The organism is Methylobacterium isbiliense (assembly GCF_022179325.1).
Classification (GTDB): Bacteria; Pseudomonadota; Alphaproteobacteria; order Rhizobiales; family Beijerinckiaceae; genus Methylobacterium; species Methylobacterium isbiliense.
The window spans coordinates 49,382-70,845 of record NZ_BPQQ01000011.1 but is presented as its reverse complement, the minus strand read 5'-3'; the positions used below and the strand labels follow the sequence as shown (position 1 = coordinate 70,845).

The 21,464-nt window shown below is 71.7% G+C and carries 23 protein-coding genes; 10 read left to right on the top strand and 13 right to left on the bottom strand.

From position 1 onward, the window contains the following. The first annotated feature begins 94 nt into the window (after positions 1-94). Both MFF61_RS05765 and MFF61_RS05760 read left to right on the top strand, forming a co-directional pair. Positions 95-910 carry a universal stress protein gene (locus tag MFF61_RS05765; protein ID WP_238234121.1) on the top strand — a complete coding sequence of 272 codons (816 nt, stop codon included), beginning with the start codon at positions 95-97 and terminating at the stop codon, positions 908-910. 107 nt (positions 911-1,017) lie between these two features. Next, positions 1,018-1,497, top strand: a complete 480-nt coding sequence (locus MFF61_RS05760) for an Hsp20/alpha crystallin family protein (protein WP_238234120.1) — start codon at positions 1,018-1,020, stop codon at positions 1,495-1,497. Between the two features lie 79 nt (positions 1,498-1,576). Here the strand turns inward: MFF61_RS05760 and MFF61_RS05755 are convergent, their stop codons facing one another. Both MFF61_RS05755 and MFF61_RS05750 read right to left on the bottom strand, forming a co-directional pair. Then, positions 1,577-1,903: a phasin family protein gene (locus tag MFF61_RS05755; protein WP_238234119.1), complete on the bottom strand. Its 327-nt coding sequence runs from the start codon at positions 1,901-1,903 to the stop codon at positions 1,577-1,579. 181 nt (positions 1,904-2,084) lie between these two features. Then, positions 2,085-2,807 (bottom strand): CBS domain-containing protein, encoded by a 723-nt coding sequence (locus tag MFF61_RS05750; protein ID WP_238234118.1) that lies wholly within the window; start codon positions 2,805-2,807, stop codon positions 2,085-2,087. A 220-nt stretch (positions 2,808-3,027) separates the two neighbouring features. On the opposite strand from MFF61_RS05750, the gene MFF61_RS05745 reads away from it, so the two are divergent. Together MFF61_RS05745 and MFF61_RS05740 are read left to right on the top strand one after the other, a co-directional pair. Beyond that, entirely contained in the window at positions 3,028-3,492 is a 465-nt protein-coding gene (locus MFF61_RS05745; protein ID WP_238234117.1) for a response regulator, read from the top strand. Positions 3,493-3,591: 99 nt separating this feature from the next. Further along, on the top strand, positions 3,592-4,404 hold the full coding sequence (locus tag MFF61_RS05740; protein ID WP_238234116.1) for a universal stress protein: 813 nt from the start codon (positions 3,592-3,594) through the stop codon (positions 4,402-4,404). 39 nt (positions 4,405-4,443) lie between these two features. On the opposite strand, the gene MFF61_RS05735 is transcribed toward MFF61_RS05740, so the two are convergent. Together MFF61_RS05735 and MFF61_RS05730 are read right to left on the bottom strand one after the other, a co-directional pair. Further along, positions 4,444-4,845, bottom strand: a complete 402-nt coding sequence (locus tag MFF61_RS05735; protein WP_238234115.1) for a nuclear transport factor 2 family protein — start codon at positions 4,843-4,845, stop codon at positions 4,444-4,446. A 56-nt stretch (positions 4,846-4,901) separates the two neighbouring features. Beyond that, a complete protein-coding gene (locus MFF61_RS05730; RefSeq protein WP_238234114.1) occupies positions 4,902-5,624 on the bottom strand; it encodes an SDR family oxidoreductase in 723 nt (240 codons plus the stop codon). Positions 5,625-5,731: 107 nt separating this feature from the next. Here MFF61_RS05730 and MFF61_RS05725 point away from each other — a divergent pair, with 107 nt between their 5' ends. After that, positions 5,732-6,700: a LysR family transcriptional regulator gene (locus tag MFF61_RS05725; protein WP_238234113.1), complete on the top strand. Its 969-nt coding sequence runs from the start codon at positions 5,732-5,734 to the stop codon at positions 6,698-6,700. Positions 6,701-7,078: 378 nt separating this feature from the next. On the opposite strand, the gene MFF61_RS05715 is transcribed toward MFF61_RS05725, so the two are convergent. The 8 genes from MFF61_RS05715 to MFF61_RS05680 form a co-directional block, all read right to left on the bottom strand. After that, positions 7,079-7,759 carry an SURF1 family protein gene (locus tag MFF61_RS05715; RefSeq protein WP_238234112.1) on the bottom strand — a complete coding sequence of 227 codons (681 nt, stop codon included), beginning with the start codon at positions 7,757-7,759 and terminating at the stop codon, positions 7,079-7,081. Between the two features lie 53 nt (positions 7,760-7,812). Next, positions 7,813-8,259 (bottom strand): cytochrome o ubiquinol oxidase subunit IV, encoded by a 447-nt coding sequence (gene cyoD, locus MFF61_RS05710; protein ID WP_238234111.1) that lies wholly within the window; start codon positions 8,257-8,259, stop codon positions 7,813-7,815. Continuing rightward, entirely contained in the window at positions 8,256-8,882 is a 627-nt protein-coding gene (cyoC, locus tag MFF61_RS05705; protein WP_238234110.1) for a cytochrome o ubiquinol oxidase subunit III, read from the bottom strand. Before cyoC ends, cyoD begins: the two co-directional genes overlap by 4 nt. Continuing rightward, positions 8,875-10,890: a cytochrome o ubiquinol oxidase subunit I gene (gene cyoB, locus MFF61_RS05700; RefSeq protein WP_238234109.1), complete on the bottom strand. Its 2,016-nt coding sequence runs from the start codon at positions 10,888-10,890 to the stop codon at positions 8,875-8,877. Before cyoB ends, cyoC begins: the two co-directional genes overlap by 8 nt. A gap of 17 nt (positions 10,891-10,907) precedes the next feature. Then, complete coding sequence (gene cyoA / locus MFF61_RS05695; RefSeq protein WP_373324606.1) at positions 10,908-12,173, bottom strand: ubiquinol oxidase subunit II; 1,266 nt, start codon at positions 12,171-12,173, stop codon at positions 10,908-10,910. A gap of 66 nt (positions 12,174-12,239) precedes the next feature. Then, positions 12,240-13,583 (bottom strand): MFS transporter, encoded by a 1,344-nt coding sequence (locus MFF61_RS05690; protein ID WP_238234107.1) that lies wholly within the window; start codon positions 13,581-13,583, stop codon positions 12,240-12,242. Between the two features lie 283 nt (positions 13,584-13,866). Continuing rightward, entirely contained in the window at positions 13,867-14,916 is a 1,050-nt protein-coding gene (locus MFF61_RS05685; RefSeq protein ID WP_238234106.1) for a ketopantoate reductase family protein, read from the bottom strand. Positions 14,917-15,323: 407 nt separating this feature from the next. Continuing rightward, positions 15,324-16,301, bottom strand: a complete 978-nt coding sequence (locus tag MFF61_RS05680) for a tripartite tricarboxylate transporter substrate-binding protein (protein WP_238234105.1) — start codon at positions 16,299-16,301, stop codon at positions 15,324-15,326. Positions 16,302-16,615: 314 nt separating this feature from the next. Here MFF61_RS05680 and MFF61_RS05675 point away from each other — a divergent pair, with 314 nt between their 5' ends. The 3 genes from MFF61_RS05675 (at position 16,616) to MFF61_RS05665 (ending at position 18,173) form a co-directional block, all read left to right on the top strand. After that, positions 16,616-16,855 carry a hypothetical protein gene (locus MFF61_RS05675; protein ID WP_238234104.1) on the top strand — a complete coding sequence of 80 codons (240 nt, stop codon included), beginning with the start codon at positions 16,616-16,618 and terminating at the stop codon, positions 16,853-16,855. Positions 16,856-16,992: 137 nt separating this feature from the next. Next, positions 16,993-17,697: a restriction endonuclease gene (locus tag MFF61_RS05670; RefSeq protein ID WP_238234103.1), complete on the top strand. Its 705-nt coding sequence runs from the start codon at positions 16,993-16,995 to the stop codon at positions 17,695-17,697. A gap of 173 nt (positions 17,698-17,870) precedes the next feature. Then, positions 17,871-18,173: a hypothetical protein gene (locus tag MFF61_RS05665; protein WP_238234102.1), complete on the top strand. Its 303-nt coding sequence runs from the start codon at positions 17,871-17,873 to the stop codon at positions 18,171-18,173. Positions 18,174-18,183: 10 nt separating this feature from the next. Here MFF61_RS05665 and MFF61_RS05660 read toward each other — a convergent pair whose 3' ends face one another. After that, entirely contained in the window at positions 18,184-19,290 is a 1,107-nt protein-coding gene (locus MFF61_RS05660; RefSeq protein WP_238234101.1) for a DUF2125 domain-containing protein, read from the bottom strand. 105 nt (positions 19,291-19,395) lie between these two features. Between MFF61_RS05660 and MFF61_RS05655 the strand changes: the two genes are divergently transcribed. Both MFF61_RS05655 and MFF61_RS05650 read left to right on the top strand, forming a co-directional pair. After that, positions 19,396-19,941 (top strand): gamma-glutamylcyclotransferase, encoded by a 546-nt coding sequence (locus MFF61_RS05655; RefSeq protein ID WP_238234100.1) that lies wholly within the window; start codon positions 19,396-19,398, stop codon positions 19,939-19,941. A 133-nt stretch (positions 19,942-20,074) separates the two neighbouring features. Then, positions 20,075-21,355 (top strand): MFS transporter, encoded by a 1,281-nt coding sequence (locus MFF61_RS05650; protein WP_238234099.1) that lies wholly within the window; start codon positions 20,075-20,077, stop codon positions 21,353-21,355. Positions 21,356-21,464: the final 109 nt, after the last annotated feature.

The following is a 21,464-nucleotide window of genomic DNA, read 5'->3' as shown; positions in this document are numbered from 1 at the left end:
TCGCCGCAAGAACCGGGGCCTCCTTGCGATGCATCAAGGCGAACGCCCCCGGTCTGAGCGATCCTGAGCCCGCATCCAGCGGGAGGGTAGAGCCATGATCCGGGATCTGACGATCGTCGTCGACGGCGTCGGCCGCTGCGCGGTGCCCAGCGGCGTCGCGCTCGCGGCGGAACTCGGGGCGTCCGTCACGGCGGTCAGCGTGCTGCCCATCGTGCCGTTCGAGACCTTCGCGCGGGCCGAGATCCCCTACGACATGGTCGTGTCCGCCGCGTCGTCCGCCCGGGAGCGGGCCGCCCAGGCCGCCCGGGACGCCGCCGCCGCGGCGCGGGCGGCCAACCTCACCTGCGAGTCGACCGCGATCTGCGCCTCCGTCCGCGACGCCGCGGAATGCCTCGCCGCGCACGCGCGCCTGAGCGACCTCGCGGTGATCGAGCAACCCGACCCCGCCGCGCCGAAGCCGGCCGACGCCTACCTGGAGACCCTGCTGTTCCGGACGGGCCGCCCGGTGCTGGTCGTGCCCTACATCCAGGCGACTGCGCTGCGCCTGGCCAGCGCGGTCGTCGCCTGGGACGGCAGCGCGACCGCGGCGCGTGCGCTCGGCGATGCCCTGCCGCTGCTGCAGCATGCCGAGCGGGTCGAGGTCGTCACCGTCACGGACGAGCCGCCGCCGGAGGAGGCACGCCGGCGCATGGTCGGGCACCTCGCCCGACACGGCATCGACGCGACGGTCCGCGTCTGCCCGGCCGGCCTGCCGCCGGGCGAGGCGCTGCTGTCCTACGCCGCGGAGTGTGGCGCCGGGCTCCTCGTGATGGGCGCCTACGGCCATTCGCGCCTGCGCGAGGCGATCCTGGGCGGCGCGAGCCGGACCATCCTCCGATCGATGACCTTCCCGACCCTGCTGTCGCGCTGAGGCCTCCGCGACGATGTTTGATCCACCGCAAGGCGGGAGCGGCGCCGCGATGCCCTTCTGGGGCACAGGACCGGCCGCCGCATGCCGGTCGAACACGGGAGACCGCCATGAATCTGAAGTCTCTCCTTACCCTCGCCAACCGGGCCGACGAGCCCTCGGTGAGGATGTCGCCGACCCCGTTCCCCCTCCAGCGCGAGTTCGACCGGATGCTCGGCGAGGTCTGGTCCGGGCTGCCGAACTTCCTTCAGTCGGGCCCCTTCCCGCGGATGGACGTCGTCGAGCGGGACGATCACATCGAGGTGACGGCCGAACTGCCCGGGCTGGAGCGCGCCGACGTCCGGATCGAGCTCGTCGACGACCTCCTCGTCATCCGCGGCGAGAAGCGCCAGGAGAAGGAGGAGACCAAGGGCGCCCGCAAGGTGACGGAGCGCAGCTACGGCGCCTTCTCCCGCACGCTCGAACTGCCGCCCGGGACGAAGCCGGAGCAGATCGAGGCGCGGATGGACAAGGGTGTCCTCACCCTGACGCTGCCCAAGCCCGCGGCCGCGGTGGCCAGCGCCCAGACGATCGAGATCAAGGCCGCGTGACGCCGAGGGGCGCGGCGGGCGCTCTTGAGAGAGGTTCGCCGCGCCGGCCGCCGCGTCCCGAGGGTCGCGTCCCGAGGGTTCAGGCGGATGTCCTGAGGGCCGGCGGCGCGGCGTCGGCCAGATCCCGCGACAGGGTCTCGGCCTCCCGCTGATAGTCGGCGATGGCCCGCGTCAGGAACGCCGTCTGGCTCTTCATCACCTCGGCGGGCGAGCCGCAGCGTCCGAGCGCACGGACGTGCTCCGCCTGAGCCTCCAGGCGCCGGCTGCCGAAGCTCAGGAGTTCGGCGGTGACCCGCAACGGCAGGTCGAAGCCGAAGGACTTCCAGAGCGCGGTCTCGGAGGCCAGGATGGAGGAGATGTCGAAGGCCGTTCCGGCATCCTTCCCGCTCCTCGTCTCGAATGCCATGGCTGCCTCCTCTGTCGCCTCGGTGGGCCCGCACGATGGACGGGGCGGACGGGACCGCCTTGATCTGGATCAGATCCCGCCCCCGGACCGGCGACCACTTCGGCGCATGATGGTGTTCTTCCTGCATCATGCCCGCCGCCGAACCGGCGACCACTTCGGCGCATGATGCCTTGCATCGCCGTCACATCATGGTCGATCCGACGCCCATATAGGCGACGAAGGTGTGGTCGCGGACGGCGACGACGCCGGGAATGTTCGTCGCCGCCGTGACCAGCGCCTGCGCCTCCGCCTCGTTCGCCACCATGCCCCAGAGGTGGACGACGCCGTCGAGGACCGTCACGTTGCCCTCGCCCGTATCGGTCCAGGGCTGGCGGGCGAGTTCGGCGAGCAGCATGTCGCGGATGCGCCGGTCGGTGATGCTCCGGTCCGGATCCGGGGCAGCGGCGGGAATCAGGGTGGCGAGGGCGCGCACGAGGTCGCCGCGGGTCACGATGCCGACCAGCCGTTCGGTCCCGCCGGGCAGGGCCTCGACGATCGGGACGCGGCGGATCCGCTTGCGCTCCAGCGTCTCGACGATCTCGGTCAGCGGGGTGTCGGGCGCCGCGGTGACGACCGGACTGGCCATCACGTCGCGCGCCAACCGGCCGTGGGCCGCCCGGTAGGCGTTGGCGAGCGACTCGATCGTGGCGAAGTAATCCAGCCAGCGGCTCCTGCGCCGCTCGGTGTCGAGTTCCTGGCGGTGGAGCAGGTCCGCTTCGCTGACGATCCCGACGAGCGCGCCGGTCCCGTCCACCACCGGAACGGCGCTGATCCGCTTCTCGACGAACAGCCGGGCGATCGTCCCGAGCGGCGTCTCCGGCGTGACCGTGGTGACGTCGCCGTGCATGATGTCGCGCGCGCGCATGGCGTTGCTCCCTCCTTATGCCGTCCGGGATCCTGCGCCTGTCGCGCCTTGCCCGAATTGATCCCGCTCAACGGCGGCCGCGTGTCCGTCGCGCCGCGACAGACGGGCCCGCACGGGGGCGATGGCAGCGCGGGCGCCGGGCGACCGTTTGATCCAGCGCAAGGCGGAGGGGGCTCCCCCCGCCATCCTCGCCGCCTCGCGAACCGGGGAGGATCGGGCCATGCATCACGTCCCGGCGGCCGGCCGGCCGACCGTTCTCGTTGCCGAACCGCAGGCGCTCCCCGGCCTCTGGCTGGAGGACGTCCTGGCCGATGCGGGGTGGGGCGTCAGCGGTCCTTTCGGCACCTGCCTCGACGCGGCCGAGACCCTGGAGCGGACGCGGCCGGACTGCGCGGTGCTCAGCGTCGACATGGACCAGGGCCCGGGCTTCCCGCTCGCCTGCGCGCTGCGCCGATGCCGGATCCCGTTCATCCTGGTCACCGGCAGCGCTCCGATCCCGCGCGCCTTCGCCGACGCGCCCGTGCTCGACCGCCCCTTCACCGAGCGCGACGTCCTGCAGGCCGTGACCGCCTGCGTGGCGGACGATCGCCGCCGGGCGGATCCCGCCCCCTGCCCGATGCACGCGAGGATCGCCGCCGGCGAGCCGGTTGCGCTGGATCAATGCCCGGCCGCCTGCGGCGCCTAGGATCCACTCGCAGGCGCGTGCGGACCGGGCCGCGATGCCGCCGACCGGGGCCGGCCCGGCCGCGCGGCGTTGAGCCAGACCGAGGGAGGAGAGCCGTCCATGTCCTACGCCAGCATCCTGGTGGCGGTCGACCTCGCCCCGCGGAGCCGGTCGCGCGTGCGACTGGCCGGCCGCTTGGCCGATGCGTTCGGCGCAGGCCTGATCGGGGTCGCGGCCGAGCAGCCCGCCTACGCGATCCCGCCGCTGGGGGCGACCGCGGCCGGCGCCTACGCGCTCGCCGCCGCGAGCGAGGTCGTGCACACCGACCTGCGCATCGCGCAGGCGGCCTTCGAGGAGGAGGCCGGTGCGCGCGCCCGGACCGAGTGGCGCGCGGCCCTCGACTTCCCCCTGTCCTTCCTGGCGGCGCAGGCCGCCGCGGCCGATCTCGTCATCGTCGGGCGGGCCGGGGAGGCGGGCGCCTCGCCCTTCGCCTTCAACAGCGGCGATGCCGTCATGCGCCTGGGTCGGCCCGTGCTCGTGGTGCCGCCGGAGGTCGACCACCTCGATGCCGCGCGCGTGACCATCGGCTGGAAGAACACGCGGGAAGCCCGCCGGGCCGTGTCGGATGCGCTGCCGCTCCTCAGGCGCGCCGCGCACGTGGCGGTGGTGTCCGTCGACGAGGGACAGGGGGCACCCGATGGCCGGGACGTCGTCGCCCTCCTCACCGCGCACGGCGTCGCGGCGACCGCCCTCTGCGTGGAAGCGGCCGGCGACGCCACGTCCCGCGCGCTCATCGACACGGCCCTGGAGCAGGGGGCCGACCTGATCGTGACGGGCGCCTACGGCCACGGCCGGCTGCGCGAATGGGTCTTCGGCGGCGTCACGCGCACCCTGCTGGCCGCCTCGCCCGTCTGCTGCCTGATGAGCCATTGAGCGGCCGGGCCGCGGGCGCGCGATCCCGCGCCCCGATCTTCAGGCCGCCGCGGGATCGAGCAGCACCCAGAGGCGCGCGATCCGGCCGCCCACGATCTCGGCCACGTCCGTGCCGGTGACGGCGACCGGACCGCCGTCCGGACCGGCCTGCCACCGCAGCAAAGCCAGCCCGTGGTGCCCGACGGCTCCGGCCACGGGCGTGAACCGGAATGTCGGACCGAACCGGTCCAGCAGGGCGCCGGCCACCGCCGCGATGGCCGCACGGCCCTGCACGAGGTTGGCCGGCTCATAGAGGACCGGCTCCTCGGTGAAGAGGTCGGCCACCGCCGCCGCGCGCTGGGCCGCATCGCGCTCGTTGAAGACGCGCTCCAGGTTGGCGCGCAGCAGCCGGTCGTCGTCGGGCCCGGCCGCCGCGGGTGTGGTCTGCGGGATATCGGACATCGGGGGTCTCCTTCGGGAAGGGCTGAGCGGGGGTGGGGCGGGCGGTCGCCGCGCGATCAGACCAGGCGCGCACCGCCGTCGATGTGCAGGGTCTCGCCGGTCATGAAGCCGTTGCTCATCAGGATCACCAGGGCGGCACCCGCCTCCTCGGCCGTGCCCAGGCGGCGGATCGGCAGCGTCCCGGTCAGCGCGGCCACGGAGGCGTCGCGGTGGGCGCCGAGGGTCCGGGCGAGCAGGGGCGTGTCGATGCTGCCCGGAGACAGCGTGTTCACGCGGCGGGGTGCGAGTTCCAGCGCGAGGCCGCGGGCGAAGGCCTCCATCGCCGCCGAGGCCGCCGCGAGCACCGCGGTGCCCTGCCCGGTCGGCCGGTCGGCCAGCGCCCCCGAGACGAAGGTGACGGACCCGGTCTCGGCGAGGCGGTCACCGAGGGCGCGCAGCGTGTGCACCGCCGCCCAGATCCGCTCGTCGAAGGCGCGCTTGAGGTGATCGACCTGCGCCTCCCGGATCGTGCCGGCCACGAAGGTGCCGGCGAGGAGCACGAGGTGGTCGACCCGGCGAATGCCGGCGAGCGCCGCCACGATGGTCTCGGGGCGGGTCACGTCCGCGGCCCGCCAGCCCGCAAAGCCGTTCTCGGCCGCGACGCGCCTCGCGGTCTCGGCGTCGCGGCCGACGACGATGACCCCGGCGCCCGCCGCCTCGGCCTGCCGGGCGGCGGCGAGGCCGATGCCCGAGGTGCCGCCGAAGATGACGACGGTGCAGTCCTGCAGGCTGTTGCTCATGAGGGTGATCCTTCTCGCGGGGCGCGGGGACCGCGCCGGTCACACGGAGAATGGATCCGCGCCCCGACCTTGATAATCGGGCCGATCTTCGCTTCAGTCATGCCGTCATGGAACAGATCGGCCTCGACCGGCTCACCGGCCTCATCGCCTTCGCGCGCTCCGCCTCGCTCGGCAGCTACACGGCCGCGGCGCGCTCGCTCGGCCTCTCGCCTTCGGCGGTCAGCAAGAGCGTGCAGCGGCTGGAAGGCCGGCTGGGTCTGAGCCTGTTCGCCCGCACCACCCGCTCGCTCACGCTGACGCCGGAAGGCCGCGACCTGCACGAGCGGGCGCTGCGCCTGCTGCGCGAGGCCGAGGCGATCGAGCAGGCCGCGGTCGCGATCCGCTCGGAACCGGCCGGCCTCCTGAAGGTGACGGCGCCCCTCCCGGTCGGCGTGCACCTGCTCGCCCCGGCGATGCCGCGGTTCCGCGCCCGCTACCCGCGGCTGTCGGTGGACCTGCGCCTGGGCGACCGCTTCGCGGACCTGATCGAGGAGGGCATCGATGTCGCGATCCGGGTCGGCGATCTCGGCGATTCCCGCCTGATCTCGCGGCGGCTCGCGCCGCACCGGCTCTGCGCCTTCGCGGCGCCGGCCTATCTGGCCCGGCGGGGAATCCCGGCGCATCCGGACGACCTCGTCCGCCACGATTGCGTGAACTTCCGCTTCCAGAGCACGGGCCAGGCCCTGCGCTGGCCGTTCAGGATCGGGGGCCGCACGGTCGAACGCACGCCCGAATCCGGCATCGTCACGGATTCCAGCGACGCGGTGACGGCGATCCTGGAGGCAGGCGGCGGCGTCGGCATCTCGCCGACCTACATCGCCGCCCCCTCCGTCGCGCGCGGACGTCTCGTGCCCATCCTGACGGAGTTCGCGGTCGAGCGCTCGGTCATCACGGCGCTCTGGCCGGAGAGCCGCCGCGGCAACCCGAACGTGAAGGCCTTCCTGGCCTTCCTGGCCGAGGTGTTTCCCGCGCCGGCGCCCTGGGACGCCTTGATCGCGCGAACGGCGGGCGAGGCGCGAGCCGGAACGGCCGGCTGACGCATCCGCCCGACCGGCCAGGTCAGGCCCGCACGCGGGCGGCCGAGCCGCCCGGTCACGGCGGCCGGCGCAGCGCCTCCGCCAGCACGGCGAGCGCCCGGCCGGCCTCCCGGCGGCTCGGGGAGTAGACGTGGTCGCCGGGAAAGGGCTCGCACCATGGGTCGAGCATCCGACCAGATCGCCGCGCTCCAGGTGCGCCTGCACCCCGTCCTGCGGCAGGTACGCGATGCCGAAGCCGGCGAGCGCCGCCTCCAGGATCAGCGAGACCGTGTTGAACACGACCTGGTCGCTGCCGATCGGTTCGGGACCCGTGTCCGGCTTCGCCCCGCGTCGGTGCTGCCGCGCCATCCGGGCGCAGCCGATGGGCGGCGGGCCGGATCAGGCGCGCGCGCGGGCCTCGCGGCCGGGGCGCAGCAGGTCGAGGTTCACGAAGACCGTCCCCACCGCGGCCATCAGCGCCAGGACCCCCCAGGTGATCGCGTAGACGAGGTGGTTGTTGGAGAAGGCGATCACCGTCAGGCCGGGAACCGGGAGGGTGCCCTCGCCGCCGCCGCGCTCGACGTCGATGAAGTAGGGCGCCACCTCGGAGAGACCGCGCGCCTCGGCGATCGCCGCGACATCGCGCGAGAACCAGCGGTCGGCGGCGGGATCGTTCGCGCGCAGAAAGCCGCCGCGGGGCTCCGTCAGGCGCAGCAGGCCGGTCACGGCGACGGGCCCCGCGCGCGGCCGCCACAGGTCGGGCGCGCGCCTGTCCGCCGGCACGAAGCCGCGGTTGACCAGGATCGTCGTCCCGTCGTCGCGCGCCAGCGGCGTCATCACCCAGTAGCCGCCCCCCAGATCCGTCACGGCCTGGACCAGGGTGGAGCGGTCGCCCAGCCAGGCGCCGCGGGCGGCGACGCGGCGGTACTCGTCGGCGGCCGCCGAGATCGCGGCCCAGCGCTCCGGCCCCGGGGCGGGCGCCGGGCTCGCATGGACCCGCGCCGCGACGCGGGCAATCAGGTCGAGCTTCCAGGTCCGGCGCTGCATCTGCCACGCGGCGAGCCCGCACAGACCGAGCACAATCAGGATCGCCGCGAGGTCGAAGGCGACGAGGGCGGCGATCCGCCGGCCCGTCAGGGGCGGTGCAGGGCCTCGTGCGGGGTCATCGGCATCATGTTCCGGTCCAAGTGGTACATCACCCATATCGACCCGACCAGCGTGATGACGACCAGGGTGAGCGTGAAGACCAGGGCCATGAAGGTCCAGCCGCCCTCCGACTTCGTGTTCATGTGCAGGAAGTAGATCATGTGGACCACGATCTGCACGGCCGCGAACGCCATGATGACGATGCTGGTCTTGAGCGTATCGCCCAGGACGTCGCCCATCACGAGCCAGAACGGGATGGCCGTGAGGACGACCGACAGGACGAAGCCGGTGACGTAGCTCCGGACGCTGCCGTGTGCGCCCGGGCTGTGGTGCCCGCCCTGTCCGGCCCCGTCGCCGTGGCCGTCGCCGTGGCCGTCGTCGTGGCCGTCGTCCTGGACTTTCCGGGCGATCCCGGCCTCGGCCGTGGCGCTCATCGCATGGACCCCATCAGGTAGACGAAGGTGAACACCCCGATCCAGACCACGTCGAGGAAGTGCCAGAACATGGACAGGCACATCAGCCGGCGCTGGTTGTCGGCGATCAGGCCGTAGCGGCGCACCTGGACCATCAGCGTGACGAGCCAGACGATGCCGAAGGTGACGTGCAGCCCGTGCGTTCCGACCAGGGTGAAGAAGGCCGACAGGAAGGCGCTGCGCTGCGGCGTGGCGCCCTCGTGGATCAGGTGCGCGAACTCGTAGAGTTCGATCGCCAGGAAGGCCGCCCCGAACGCACCCGTGATCGCCAGCCAGCGCAGGGTCGCGTCAACCCGGTTCTTCTCCATCTCCAGCATGGCGAAGCCGTAGGTGATGGAGGACAGGAGCAGGAGGCCGGTGTTGAGCGCGACGAGCCGCAGGTCGAACAGCTCGGCGCCCGAGGGACCCGCCGCGTAGTTGCGGCCGAGCACCCCGTAGGTGGCGAACAGCACCGCGAAGATGAGGCAGTCGCTCATGAGGTAGAGCCAGAAGCCCAGCAGCGTGCCGCTCTCGCCGTGGGCGTGCTCCTCCTGCTGGTAGAAGACCGGCGCCGCGGCGCCGGGCGGGGCGGTCGTCTCATGCATCGGCCCGGACCCCGTTCGCGAGTTGCGCCGTTCTCAGCTCCTCGAACCGGGCGACCTCATCGGCCGGGATATGGTCGTCCCGGTCGTAGTCGAACGTGTGCCTGATGGCGGCCGCGATCAGGGCGACGAAGGACAAAGCGGCCAGCCACCAGATGTACCAGATCATCGCGAAGCCGAGCACGGTGCTCAGGCCCGCCAGGATGACGCCGGCGCTGGTGCTCCGGGGCATGTGGATCGGCCTGTAGCCCTGCAGGGGGCGGGCGTAGCCGCGCCGCTTCATGTCCCACCAGGCGTCGAGGTCGTGCACGACCGGCGTGAAGGCGAAGTTGTAGGGCGGGGGCGGCGAGGAGGTCGACCATTCGAGGGTGCGCCCGCCCCAGGGGTCGCCCGTCAGGTCGCGCAGCTGCTCGCGGCGGAAGAAGCTGACGACGAGCTGGACCAGGAAGGCGGCGATGCCGGCCATGATGATGAAGACGCCGATCACCGCGACCGTCAGGTAGGGCTGGACGGCCACGTCGTCGAAATGCTGGGTCCGGCGCGTCACCCCCATCAGACCGAGCGCGTAGATCGGCGTGAACACGACCCAGAAGCCGGCGAGCCAGCACCAGAACGACACCTTGCCCCAGAACGGATCGAGCTTGTAGCCGAACGCCTTGGGGAACCAGTAATTGACGCCCGCGAGCAGCCCGAACACCACGCCGCCGATGATGACGTTGTGGAAATGGGCGACGAGGAAGAGGCTGTTGTGCAGGACGAAATCGGCGGGCGGCACCGCCAGCAGCACGCCCGTCAGCCCGCCGAGCACGAAGGTCGGGATGAAGCCCATCACCCAGATCATCGGCGACTCGAACCGGATCCGCCCGCGGTACATGGTGAACAGCCAGTTGAACACCTTCGCGCCCGTCGGGATCGAGATGATCATCGTGGTGATGCCGAAGAAGGCGTTGACGCTGGCCCCCGAGCCCATCGTGAAGAAGTGGTGCAGCCAGACGAGCCAGGACACGAAGGCGATCACCGCCGTCGCGTAGACCATGGAGGTGTAGCCGAACAGCCGCTTGCCGCAGAAGGTCGACACCACCTCCGAGAAGATGCCGAAGGCCGGCAGCACCAGGACGTAGACCTCCGGATGCCCCCAGATCCAGATGAGGTTCATGTACAGCATCGAGTTGCCGCCGTAATCGTTCGTGAAGAAGTGGGTCCCCACGTAACGGTCGAGCGACAGCAGGGCCAAGGTCGCGGTCAGGACCGGGAAGATCGTGACGATGATGGCGTTGCTGCAGAGCGTGGTCCAGCAGAAGACGGGCATCTTCATCATGGTCATGCCCGGGGCGCGCATCTTGACGATCGTGGTGATCAGGTTGATGCCGGACAGGGTGGTGCCGACGCCCGCAACCTGCAGCCCCCAGATGTAGTAGTCGACGCCGACCCCGGGACTGTAGGCCGCCCCCGACAGGGGCGGATAGGCGAGCCAGCCGGTGCGCGCGAACTCGCCCACGAACAGGGACAGCATGATGAGGGCGGCGCCCCCCGCCGTCATCCAGAAGCTGAAGTTGTTGAGAAACGGAAAGGCCACGTCGCGCGCGCCGATCTGCAGCGGCATGACGTAGTTCATCATGCCGGTCACGAACGGCATCGCCATGAAGAAGATCATGATCGTGCCGTGGGCGGTGAAGACTTGGTCGTAATGGTGCGGGGGCAGGTAGCCCTCGTTGACCCCGACCGCGAGCGCCTTCTGGGTGATCATCATCACCGCGTCGGCGAAGCCGCGCAGCAGCATCACGATGGCGAGCACCACGTACATGATGCCGATCTTCTTGTGATCGACGCTCGTGAACCATTCCCGCCAGAGATAGCCCCATTGGCCGAACCACGTGATGGCGCCGAGGAGCGAAACGCCGCCGGCGGCCACCACGATGAAGGTCCAGAGCAGGATGGGCTCGTGGTAGGGGATCGATTCGAGCGTCAGGCGCCCGAACACGATTTGCTGCAGATCGAGGTTCGAGAACATGCGGACGCTCGCTCCGATCAGTGCTGGTGGCGGTCGGTGGGCCGGTTCTGCAGCTGGGGCGGCGCGGTCCCCTGGTCGGCGCCCGGCGGCGTGCCGGGCCGTCCCGGATCGGGCGTGGTCCCGGGCTCCTTGACGTCGCGGCCGCGCTCCTGGTCGCGGGGCTGCATGCCCTCGGGCTGGACCGGGCCCCGCGCCGGGCGGCCCGACGCCGGCGCGGTGGCGCCCGGCGGCTCCTCGCCGCTCTCCAGGCGGCGGTTGTCGTAGTCGAGCCGGTCGCGGTTGGCCTCGCTGTCCTTGCCCCCGCCGCCCGACCGGTCGATGTGGTGCATCTCCGCCACGCACATCCGGCCGGGCTCGACGCACAGGCCGAGGACCGCGTCGTAGAGGCCCTTCTCGACCGAGCCGAAATAGCGGACCGGCTCGGCCTCGCTCGGCTTCTCGAGCTGGAGATAGGCCGCGCGGTCGAGGGCCGAGCCCGTCGCCTTGGCCTTCTCCACCCAGGCGTCGAAATCCTGCTGGCTGAGGCTGCGGAAGTCGAACTCCATGCGGGAGAAGCCCGTGCCGCTGTAATGCGCTGACCGGCCCCGGAAGGTGCCCTCCTCGTTCATGACAGCGTGCAGCTTCGTCTGCATCCCCGGCATGGCGTAGATCATGCCGGCGAGGGCGGGCACGAAGAACGTGTTCCACACCGACGAGGAGGTGATCTTGAAGGCGATCGGCACGTTGGCGGGCGCCGCCATCTCGTTGAGGCTGGCGACGCCCTGGTCGGGATAGATGAACAGCCACTTCCAATCGAGCGCGACGACCTCGACGGTGAGCGGCTTCGTGCCCTCCGGCACGGGCTTGTTGGGCGCGAGCCGCGCGAGCGGCCGGTAGGGGTCCAGCGTGTGCGTGCTGATCCAGGTCATGGCGCCGAGCGCGATGATGATCAGCAGCGGCACGGTCCAGATCACCACTTCGAGCTGGGTCGAGTGGTGCCAGTCGGGATCGTAGGTCGCCTCCGTGTTCGATTCCCGGTAGCGCCACGCGAACAGGAAGGTGAGGGCGATCACCGGCACGATGACGAGCAGCATCAGCGCGGTGGACGCGATGATGAGGTTGCGCTGCTGCACCGCGACGTCCCCCGAGGGGTTCAGCACGGTCAGGTTGCAGCCGGCGAGCAGCGCCGCGCAGGCGACCAGGGCGGCGCCGCGCCAGAGATGGCGTCTCACGGCGCGCGCCAGGACCCCGCGGGGCCGGCCGGCCGCGGCCGGGGGGGCGGAGGGATTGGCCAGGGCAGTCACTCCAGGGTTCCTCGCGCGGGGGCGAGACGCGTTCGGAGGGCGCGGAGGCGTCGGCATCCGCACGGCTCAGACCTGCCGGATCTCGGACCGCGAGAGGCTGAGCGCGAGCAGCGTCGTGACCGCGCCCGAGAGCAGGTACAGGCCGACGCAGGCGAGCCCGTATCGGGCCGACAGGAACAGGACGATCAGCGGCGCGAAGCCCGCCCCGAGCAGCCACGCGAGGTCGTTGGTGAGAGCCGCACCGGTGTAGCGGTAGCGCTGCGCCAGCCGCGACGTCACCGCCCCGGACGATTGCCCGTAGGACAGGCCCAGCAGCAGGAACCCGGCATTGACGTAGATCGTCTGGCCGATCGCGTTCTCCTCCACGAGGAGCGGCGCGATGGTGCTGCCGATGGCGAAGACGGCGATCAGGCCCGCCGAGATCAGCAGCAGCATGCGGCGGCCGATCTGGTCGGCGATCAGGCCCGAGGCCACGATCGCGACCGCGCAGATGAAGGCGGCCGAGCATTGCACCATCAGGAACTCGCCCGCCGAGCGGTGGGTGAACAGCGTGATCCAGCTGACCGGAAACACCGTCACAAGATGGAACAGCGCGAAGCTCGCCAGCGGGATCAGCGCGCCGACGAGGAGGTCCGCCGCGTGGTTGCGGATCAGCGGGAGGATGGGCGAGGGTTCGAGCCGGCGCCGTTCGAGGAGGCGCGCGAACTCGTCCGTCGCGACGAGCCGCAGCCGCGAGAACAGGGCCACGACGTTGATGGCGAAGGCGCAGAAGAAGGGATAGCGCCAGCCCCAGTCGAGGAAATCCGCCTCCGTGAGGTTGAGCATGAAGAAGGCGAACAGCACGCTGGCGACCATGAAGCCGAGCGGCGCGCCGAGCTGCGGAATGGCGGCGTAGAAGCCGCGTCGCTCGATCGGCGCGTTGAGCGCGAGGAGCGAGGCGAGCCCGTCCCAGGCCCCGCCGAGGGCGAGGCCCTGCCCGAAGCGCAGGATGCCGAGGAGGTACAGCGACCACGCGCCGATCTGCGCGTAGCTCGGCAGGAACGAGATCGCCATGGTGGAGAAGCCGAGCAGGAACAGCGCGATGGTCAGCTTGACGCCGCGGCCGTGCCGGCGGTCGACCGCCGTGAAGATGACGGAGCCGACCGGCCGGGCGATGAAGGCCAGCGAGAACATGGCGAAGGAGTAGAGCGTCGCCGTCACAGGCTCGGCGAACGGGAAGAACACCTTGGGAAAGACGACCACCGAGGCGATGCCGAACACGAAGAAGTCGAAATACTCCGCGGCGCGCCCGATGACGACGCCGATGGCGATCTCGCTCGGGGCGACCTTGTGGTCGGTCGAGACCAAGCGGGCATCGCGCTCGAGCGGCGTGGAGGAGGGAGGCGGGCCTTGAGCCTGATCGATCGCCATCTGGGTGCCGGCCTCCGATTGGTCCGGCCCCGGCGCGGGGTCCGGGGCGTCTGCGCAGGATCGGGCGGCTGGAGCTTGGTCGGCGGAGGCGCTCGGGGTCAAGCGGCTGCGCGCCGATGTGCCGGTTGGTCTCACCGGTTCGGGACGCGAATCGGCCGCTTTCCTCGCATGGGGAGCGTCCGGCACACGCTTGCGGCGCCGGACGTCGCGCGCGGCCCGAAGGTTTGCGCGCCAGGGTTGCGGGGGCCGGGTGGCGAGCACGGCGCTCCCGCGCCGTGGCGAATCAGCCCTCGATGATCCGCTCTTCGAGCTTCCGGTCCACGATCTGGACCGTGCGATCGATCTCGGCGTCCGGCATGCCGAGCTGATGCGAGATCAGTTTGACCAAGAGGTCCACCCGTTCGATGAAGGGCGCCCCGTTCGCCACCGCCCGGGCCGCCGAGGACGGCTTGAGGAGCCCCTCCGCCGCCTTGGCGTATTTCTCGAACGGCACCTGATCCTCCGGGTCGGCCCCCAGGCGCCGCGCGACGGCGTCGACGTGCTCGTAGATCACGCGCGAGCGTGCCAGATCGCCGTGCACGGCGTCGCGGATCGATTGCGGCTCGTCGGGGGTGATGCAGCGGTAGTTGCCGGTCAGCAGCATCGACCATTTCGCCAGGGGTACGAAGAGCGAGTCGAACACCTTGAGCTTCACCGGCACGTCCTGGCCGTCGAGGCGCACCGCGTCGATGTCCGCCTCCAGTTCCCGCAGCAGCCGGTTGTGCGCCTCGTCGGCGAAGGCCGCCGCCTTGAAGTTCGTGGGCAGCCCGACATGCAGCACGTTCGCCCCCTCCTCCGGCGGCCGGAACGCCTGCGGGTCGGGGGAGCAGAGCGTCACCAATCCCGGCTCGAACCGGTCCCAGACGCCGGCATTGGTGTAGGCGTCCTCAAGATCCATGCCCGCCACGGCCGGGATCCTCTTGAGATACGGCAAGGGCGGCATGTTCATGATCGAGAGGCAAGGCAGTTTCGCCTCGGCGATCTTGATCATCAGCACACGGATGGTGTGGTTGTTGTATTGCGGCTCCTGCATGGCGAGGCCGACCAGATCGTAGCGGGACAGATCGACCGCTTCGGGCGGCGCTGCGTCCAGCCGGCCGGGCAGGTCGCGCGACCGAATGGAGCGGTGCTCGGGCTCGTCGCGCAACTTGATGCGGACTTCGGTGCCCTCCCGGTTGATCAGGTCGGCGGTCTTGCGTCGACAGACCAGCGTCACGTTGTGACCCGCCATCAGCAGCTTTGTGGCGAGCAACGAGCCGTACGAGGCTCCCAGAATCAGAATATTGCGCGGCATGGTCTCTCCCCAATGCGTCCTGCTATTCTATCGAAGCGCTGCCGTGCGCCATAGGGGCGAAGACGCGTTCCCGGTCGCCCCGCGGTCCGCCCGCTCATGGCGCGCCGCGAGGCAAGGCCATCAATGCCACGTGGACGGCAGGGCTCAAGCCCCGCGGACTGGCCCTTTCGGGCAAGGGGACGAGCATGGGCGCAAGGCGGCGGGCCGTCGGGCGCCCATGCGCCGGGCCGACGGCGCGTCCTTACGCGACTCGAGCGGAGGCCATGGCCCATGCGGGTGTCCGGGGCCATGGAGGCGAGGGCCGCCGGTCGAGACATCGCGCGGCGCCGGGACCCCGCGAAGACGGGGCGCGGGTGCGCTCGCCCGCCCGGGCTGCCGCGCGGCGCCGGCAGCCCGGGATTCCGGCCCTACTGCCCGGTGACGCCGGCCGACCGGATGATCGGCACCCACTTGTCGATCTCGGAGCGGACGAGCTGGCCCAGCGCCTCGGGCGTCTGGCCGGCCTCGTCGGGGAGTTCCGCACCGATGTCGAGAAGGCGCTTGCGGGTGTTGGGGTCGGCGAGGGCGGCGCGCGCTGCGCTGTTGAGCTTCGCGACGATCTCCTTGGGCGTGCCCTTCGGGGCGAACAGCGCGTTCCAGCCGGTCGCCTGGAACTGGGGCAGACCCTGCTCGGCCGAGGTCGGGACGTCCGGCACGACGGCGAGGCGGTGCGGGACCGCGACGACGAGCCCGTTGGCCTGCTTGGCCTGCACGGTCGGCACGATCCCGACGGTCTGATCGCAGACGTAATCGACCTGGCCACCGAGGAGCGCGGTCAGCGCCGGACCCGAGCCGCGGTAGGGCACGTGCTGCGGCTTCACGCCCACCAGGGTTTCGAGGAAGAGGCAGGTCAGGTGCGAGGTCGACCCAACGCCACCCGTGCCGTAGTTCATCTTCGGCGCGTTGGCCTTGAGGTAGGCGACGAACTCCTTGAAGTCCTTGACCGGAAGATCCTTCTTGGCCACGACCAGCATGGGTGTCGAGGCCGAGTTCATGATCGGCTCGAAGTCGGTGCGCGGATCATAAGCGAGCTTCGGATAGAGCCCGACGCTCGCCGCCTGCGTGCCGAGATTGCCCATCAGGATGGTGTAGCCGTCCGGTGCCGCCCTGGAGACCCGGGTGACGCCCAGGGTGCCGCCGGCCCCGGTGACGTTCTCCACCACGAGCTGCTGCCCCACGGTCCGGCTCATGTGCTCGGCCATCAGGCGCGCCACGATGTCGGTCGTGCCGCCGGCCGAGAACGGCACCACCACGGTGATCGGCCGTGACGGATACGCGTCTTGTGCCCGTGCATCCGGCGCGATGACGCCGAGAACCGTAGCGAGTGCGAGCAGAATGCGTTTCATCAGCGTTCCCTTCCCGGAATGGCCCCGATTGGCGAAGCAGGCGCGCCACCGTCACGGCAGGCTCCGCCCGGCAAAACTACACGGCCGGGCTCCGTCCGGCTCGCAGAATCGCGGCCCTTCGCCGAAGTGATGAGGCCGGGTTTCCCAAGAGATCGGCGACCTGGATCGGCGGCCTGGATCGGCGGCCTGGATCGGCGGCCTGCCGGTGCGGGCCTGCGGCGGGGGAGGGCGATGATCCGCCCCGGTTCGTCGCCGCCCGCCGGAACCGTTCGACCGCGCGGATCATTCCCCGGACCGGAGGAGGAGCGCCCGCCATGACGTCGATGATCCGCCACTCGTGTCTCGTGCTCGGCATGATGGGCGCCGTGCTGCTGGCGCAGGCCGTCGACACCCCGCAGAAGAGCCGCGAACAGGCACCCAACATCCCGGCCCCGGACCAGACCGTGCCCGAGCGCCTGCGCACGCGCGATCCCGGCGCCACCGGCACGACCACGCCCCACACCCACGAGGACGAGCGCACGGCCCCGAGCAATGCGGGGGCGCAGCGGTCGTAGGGCGCGGCGTTGACGCCCGATTCACCCTGAATACGGCCCGCCCGCGCGGAAACAACCTCCGGACCGGGCCGAAACCCTCGGTTAAGCGAGGCCGGCCGACACTTTCGGTGCCCCCCGCACGAGACGGCACCATCCGAATGACTCTGTCAGCGATCGCCGCCGCCGCAGTGATCTGGGCGGCTCTGATGCTCGTCGCGCATCGCCGCAATCGTCTCACGGCCCGCTGCCGCAGGATCCTGCGGCCGCATGCGGAGCGCTACGTCATCGAGAAGCGCTGGCTCGAACGCTGGTCGCGGTCGCCGGGCGAGTTCGAGACGCAGTGGCGCCACCGGCTGCGTCGGCACTACCGCAGCCACGTGCCATGGCGCGACCGCGCCCTCGTCACCCCGGGCGACTTCGAGCGCGCGCTCAACGCCGAATTCGCCGGGCTCCTGAACCGCGAGATCGACTCGTGGACCTTCATCGACCGCGCCAGCGACTCCCCGGCGGCCTTCGCGCGGCTGGTCGCGCGATCCCTCGAACAGCTCGGCTGGACGGTCCGGCTCCCGGCGGAGGACCGGCGGCAGGGCGCCCACCTGATCCTGGAGGACGGCCGGAACCGGGTGGCCGCCCATCTCCACCATGCGGCGACCGAGATCGAATGCCGGGCCGTGCAGGAGGTGGTTGCGGCAGCGCGGCGCGACGCGTGCAACCTCGCCTGCATCGTCACGAACGGGCGCATCGGCGGTGCGGTGCAGACCCTCGCCGCGGCGTTCGAGGTCAGGCTCCTGCACTGCTCGCAGCTCGACCAGATCGGCGGCGTCCCCGCGGCGACCGAGGCGGATCTGCGGCTGGCGGCGTGACGCGCGGGGCCGCAAGCGGTCGCCGCACAACCGATCCTCTTCAACAGACCACCCTCGCTTGCATCGATCTCAGTTAACATACTTGAAATACATCTGCCCAAATTTTTGCCGTCTTCCCGACGCGATACTTGCAATGTTGCGAGTAACTGGCGCCAGCAAGGGAGCCGACGGCGATGGGTGACAGGCGGATTGCTGCAGTCAGAGCGGCCTCGGATGCGCCGGGAACGATCGATATCGGCCACGCGCCGTTGATCTATTTCGAGGATGCCTGCGCGGCCGGGGGGTCCGGCGGCGTCGGACGCATCCTGCTGACCGCCGCGCTCCAGGAGCTCGACGAGACCGGGCAAGTGGTGGTGCGCCGCGCGACCGTGGCGCATCTGCGCGGCAACCTCGACGCGATCGTCTCGCTGCGCGACCTGCTCACCAAGCTGGAACAGGCGATGACCCCGCGCCGTGCGGAGGACCAGATCAACTGATCGGGGCGGCTCAGTAGAGGGGATCGAGGCGCAGGTTCGGGATCGCGAAGGGGCCGACGGCCACCCGCCCGCCGACGAGGCGCACCGGCGGGAGCGGCTTCAGCGTGCCCTCGGATCCCGGGCCCGGCGCGGGCTCGCGCCGCCGGCCGCCGCCGAGGAATTGGCCGACGAGATTGCCGATCAGCGCCGCGCCGTCGCCGCCGATCCGCCCGCCGAGCTGCTCGGTGATCAGCGGCGCGATCACCGCGTCGAGGCCGGCGGTGCGCACGTCGAGGTCGCCCGCAAGCCGGTGGGCCTCGTCGAGGCGGAGGCTGCCCTGCACCTGCAGCCGGCTCTTGCCCTTCTCGGCGTTAAGCCGGGTGAGGTCGACGCTGCCGCCGGCCACCCGCCAGCGCTCCAGCTCCTCGGCCAGCGGCCGCGTGCGCACGCCCGCCGCCCGGTTCACCGTGGCGTCGAGGGCGAGATCGGCCGGCTCCGGGCCGCCGAGCAGGGGATCGAGCAGCGGCAGCGTGGCCTTGGCCACCCGCGCGCTCAGGTCCACCGCCCCGTCCGTGTCGAAACGGCCGGGGGTCGGGCGCGCATGCACCTCCAGATGGCCGGCCGTGAAGGCGATCGGCTGCGGCTCCACGCCCGCGACCTGCCCCTTGAGCCCGTCGACCACCAGGGAGACGCGCTGGAACCCGCCCTGGGTGAGGTGGGCCGAGCCTTCGAGGAGCCGCCACTCGACGTCGCCGACCTTGCCGTCCTGCTCGACGTGGAACGGTCCGGTCGCCTCGACGATCACGTGGCGCGGCTGGTAGACCTGCGCCACCGCCACCACCGGCCCCACCGTGAAGCGCACGTCGGAGCGCGCGAAGCGCAACGCCGTGCAGCGCAGTTCGAGCCGGAACGGATAGCCCCCGACCGAGCGGTCGGCGCAGGTCCAGCTGCGGCCCGCCTGGGCCTCGCGCGCGAACCACCCGTCGATCTCCTCGGCGGCCCGGCCCCGCACCCAGACCCAGCCGGCCGACCACAGCGCCACGACGAGGAGGAGCAGCCCGAAGGGCAGGAACAGGCCGATGCGCCCCCGCCGCACGCGGGCGGGCCTGGGATCCGTCGTCTCCGGCGCCTGCGTCATCGGCCACCTCTCCCGCTGGTCCGGCGGCGCGCGCCGGGTTGCCCTTGAACCGGGGCTTCCCTAGCTGCTACCGGCCGCCGCCTGCAAGGGAAGCCGGAGGAGGGGATGGAGACGCACACGGCGCCCACCGACCTGTGGGTGTTCGGCTACGGGTCGCTGATGTGGCGCCCGGGCTTTCCGGTTGTCGAGCGCCGCCATGCGCGGCTGCGGGGCTACCACCGGGCGCTCTGCGTGCTCTCCCACGTCCATCGCGGCACGCCGGAGCGGCCCGGCCTCGTGCTGGGCCTCGACCGCGGCGGGAGCTGCCGGGGCGTCGCCTTCCGGGTGGCGGGGCCTGAGGCGCCCGCCACGCTGGCCTACCTGCGCGAGCGCGAACAGGTGACGGCGGTCTACGTCGAGCGGGTGCTCGGGGTGAGCCTCGACGACGGGCGGCGGGTGAGCGCCGTGACCTACCTGGTGGACCGCACCCATCCGCAATATGCCGGGCGCCTGCCCGAGCCGGAGCTGCTGCGCCTCGTGCGCCAGGGGCTCGGCCGTTCGGGCGCCAACCCCGACTACGTGCGCAACACCCACCAGCACCTCGTGGCGATGGGCGTGGCCGACCCGCTGCTCGCCCGCATCGCCGCGGCCTGCGCGGTGCCGAGCCCCTGACGCGGCAAGGCCGACGCGGAACCGGCACCGGTGCGGGCGCCGCGACGAAACGGCCCCGCTCGCACATCCTTTTCGCCGCACGCGCGTTGATGCCCACCGGCCGGCAACGGCCCGCACGAGGATCATCGCGTCGATGCAGGCCACCTCCCATCTCGCGCTCATCAACCTCTTCGTCGGCGACATCCAGGGCGGGCTCGGCCCCTTCCTCGGCACATGGCTGGCGCAGGCGGCGCAGTGGAGCCCGAGCCAGGTCGGCCTCGTCACCACCCTGGTCGGCCTCGCCACGCTGGCGCTGAGCGGGCCGCTCGGCGCCCTCGTCGACCGCGTCGGGCGTCCGCGCCTGCTGATCGCGGCGGCCTGCGGGGCGATTCTCGCCGGCACGCTCCTGCTGATGGGGGCCCGCTCCTTCCCGGCGGTCCTGGCCGCGCAGTTCGTCGCCGCGCTCGGCGGCACGCTCGTGGTGCCGGCGGTCACGGCGCTGACCCTCGGGATCGTCGGCAAGCAGGCCTTTCCCCGACAGCAGGGGCGCAACCAGGCCTGGAACCACGTCGGCATCCTGGGCGCCGCCCTGGTGATCGGCTTCGGCACGCCGTATGTCGGGCCGGTCGTGGCCTTCTGGGTCTTGGGTCTGCTCGCCGCGGCCGCGATCGTCGCCGCGCTGATGACCCCAAAGACGAGCTGGAACGCCCGCCGGGCCGTCGGCTGGAAGGAGGACGATCCGGAGGACAGGCCGGAGCGGTCGGCGATCCTCAGGGTGCTGGCCGACCGGCGGCTGCTGCTCCTGTCGGCGGCGCTCGCCCTGTTCAACCTCTCCAACGGCTCGATGCTGAGCCTGCTCGGCCAGAAGCTCGTGGCGGCGGGGCAGGACGGCACCGGATGGACCGCCCGCTACGTGATGGTGGCGCAGCTCGTGATGATCCCGGTGGCGCTGCTCGCCGGCTCGCTGGCCGACCGGCGCGGGCGACGCCAGCTCCTGCTCGTCGCCTGCGCGGTGCTGCCGGTGCGCGCGCTGCTCTCCGCCTTCCTCGACGACCCGGCCTGGCTGATCCTCGCGCAGGTGCTCGACGGCGTGGCCTCCGGCGTGATCGGCGTCGCGGTTCCGGTGGTGGTGGCCGACCTCACCTGGGGGTCCGGGCGGACCCAGACCGCGCTCGGGACGGTGGCGGCGGTCCAGGGCGTCGGCGGCGCGCTCTCGGGCTGGGTCGGCGGTCTCCTCGCCATCCATCTCGGATGGACCTGGGCCTTCGTGGCGCTGGCGCTGCCGGCGGCGGCGGCGCTCGGCCTCGCGCTGTGGCTGGAGGAGACCTGCGCGCCGGGCGGACGCGACGGGGCGGGGGCGCCCTGCAGCGCGGCGGAGCCGCCGGTCCAGGCGCCCGGTCAAAAGGCTGGTCAGGAGCCCGCCTTCTCGCGCTGATCGCTCCCGGAACCACCCCGTTCCCCGTCAAAAGCCGCGGCTGCGGCCCGGCGGGAGCACCGTAACGGCAGCTTCCCGGCCTCAATCGAACGGATGAGGCGTCATCCGC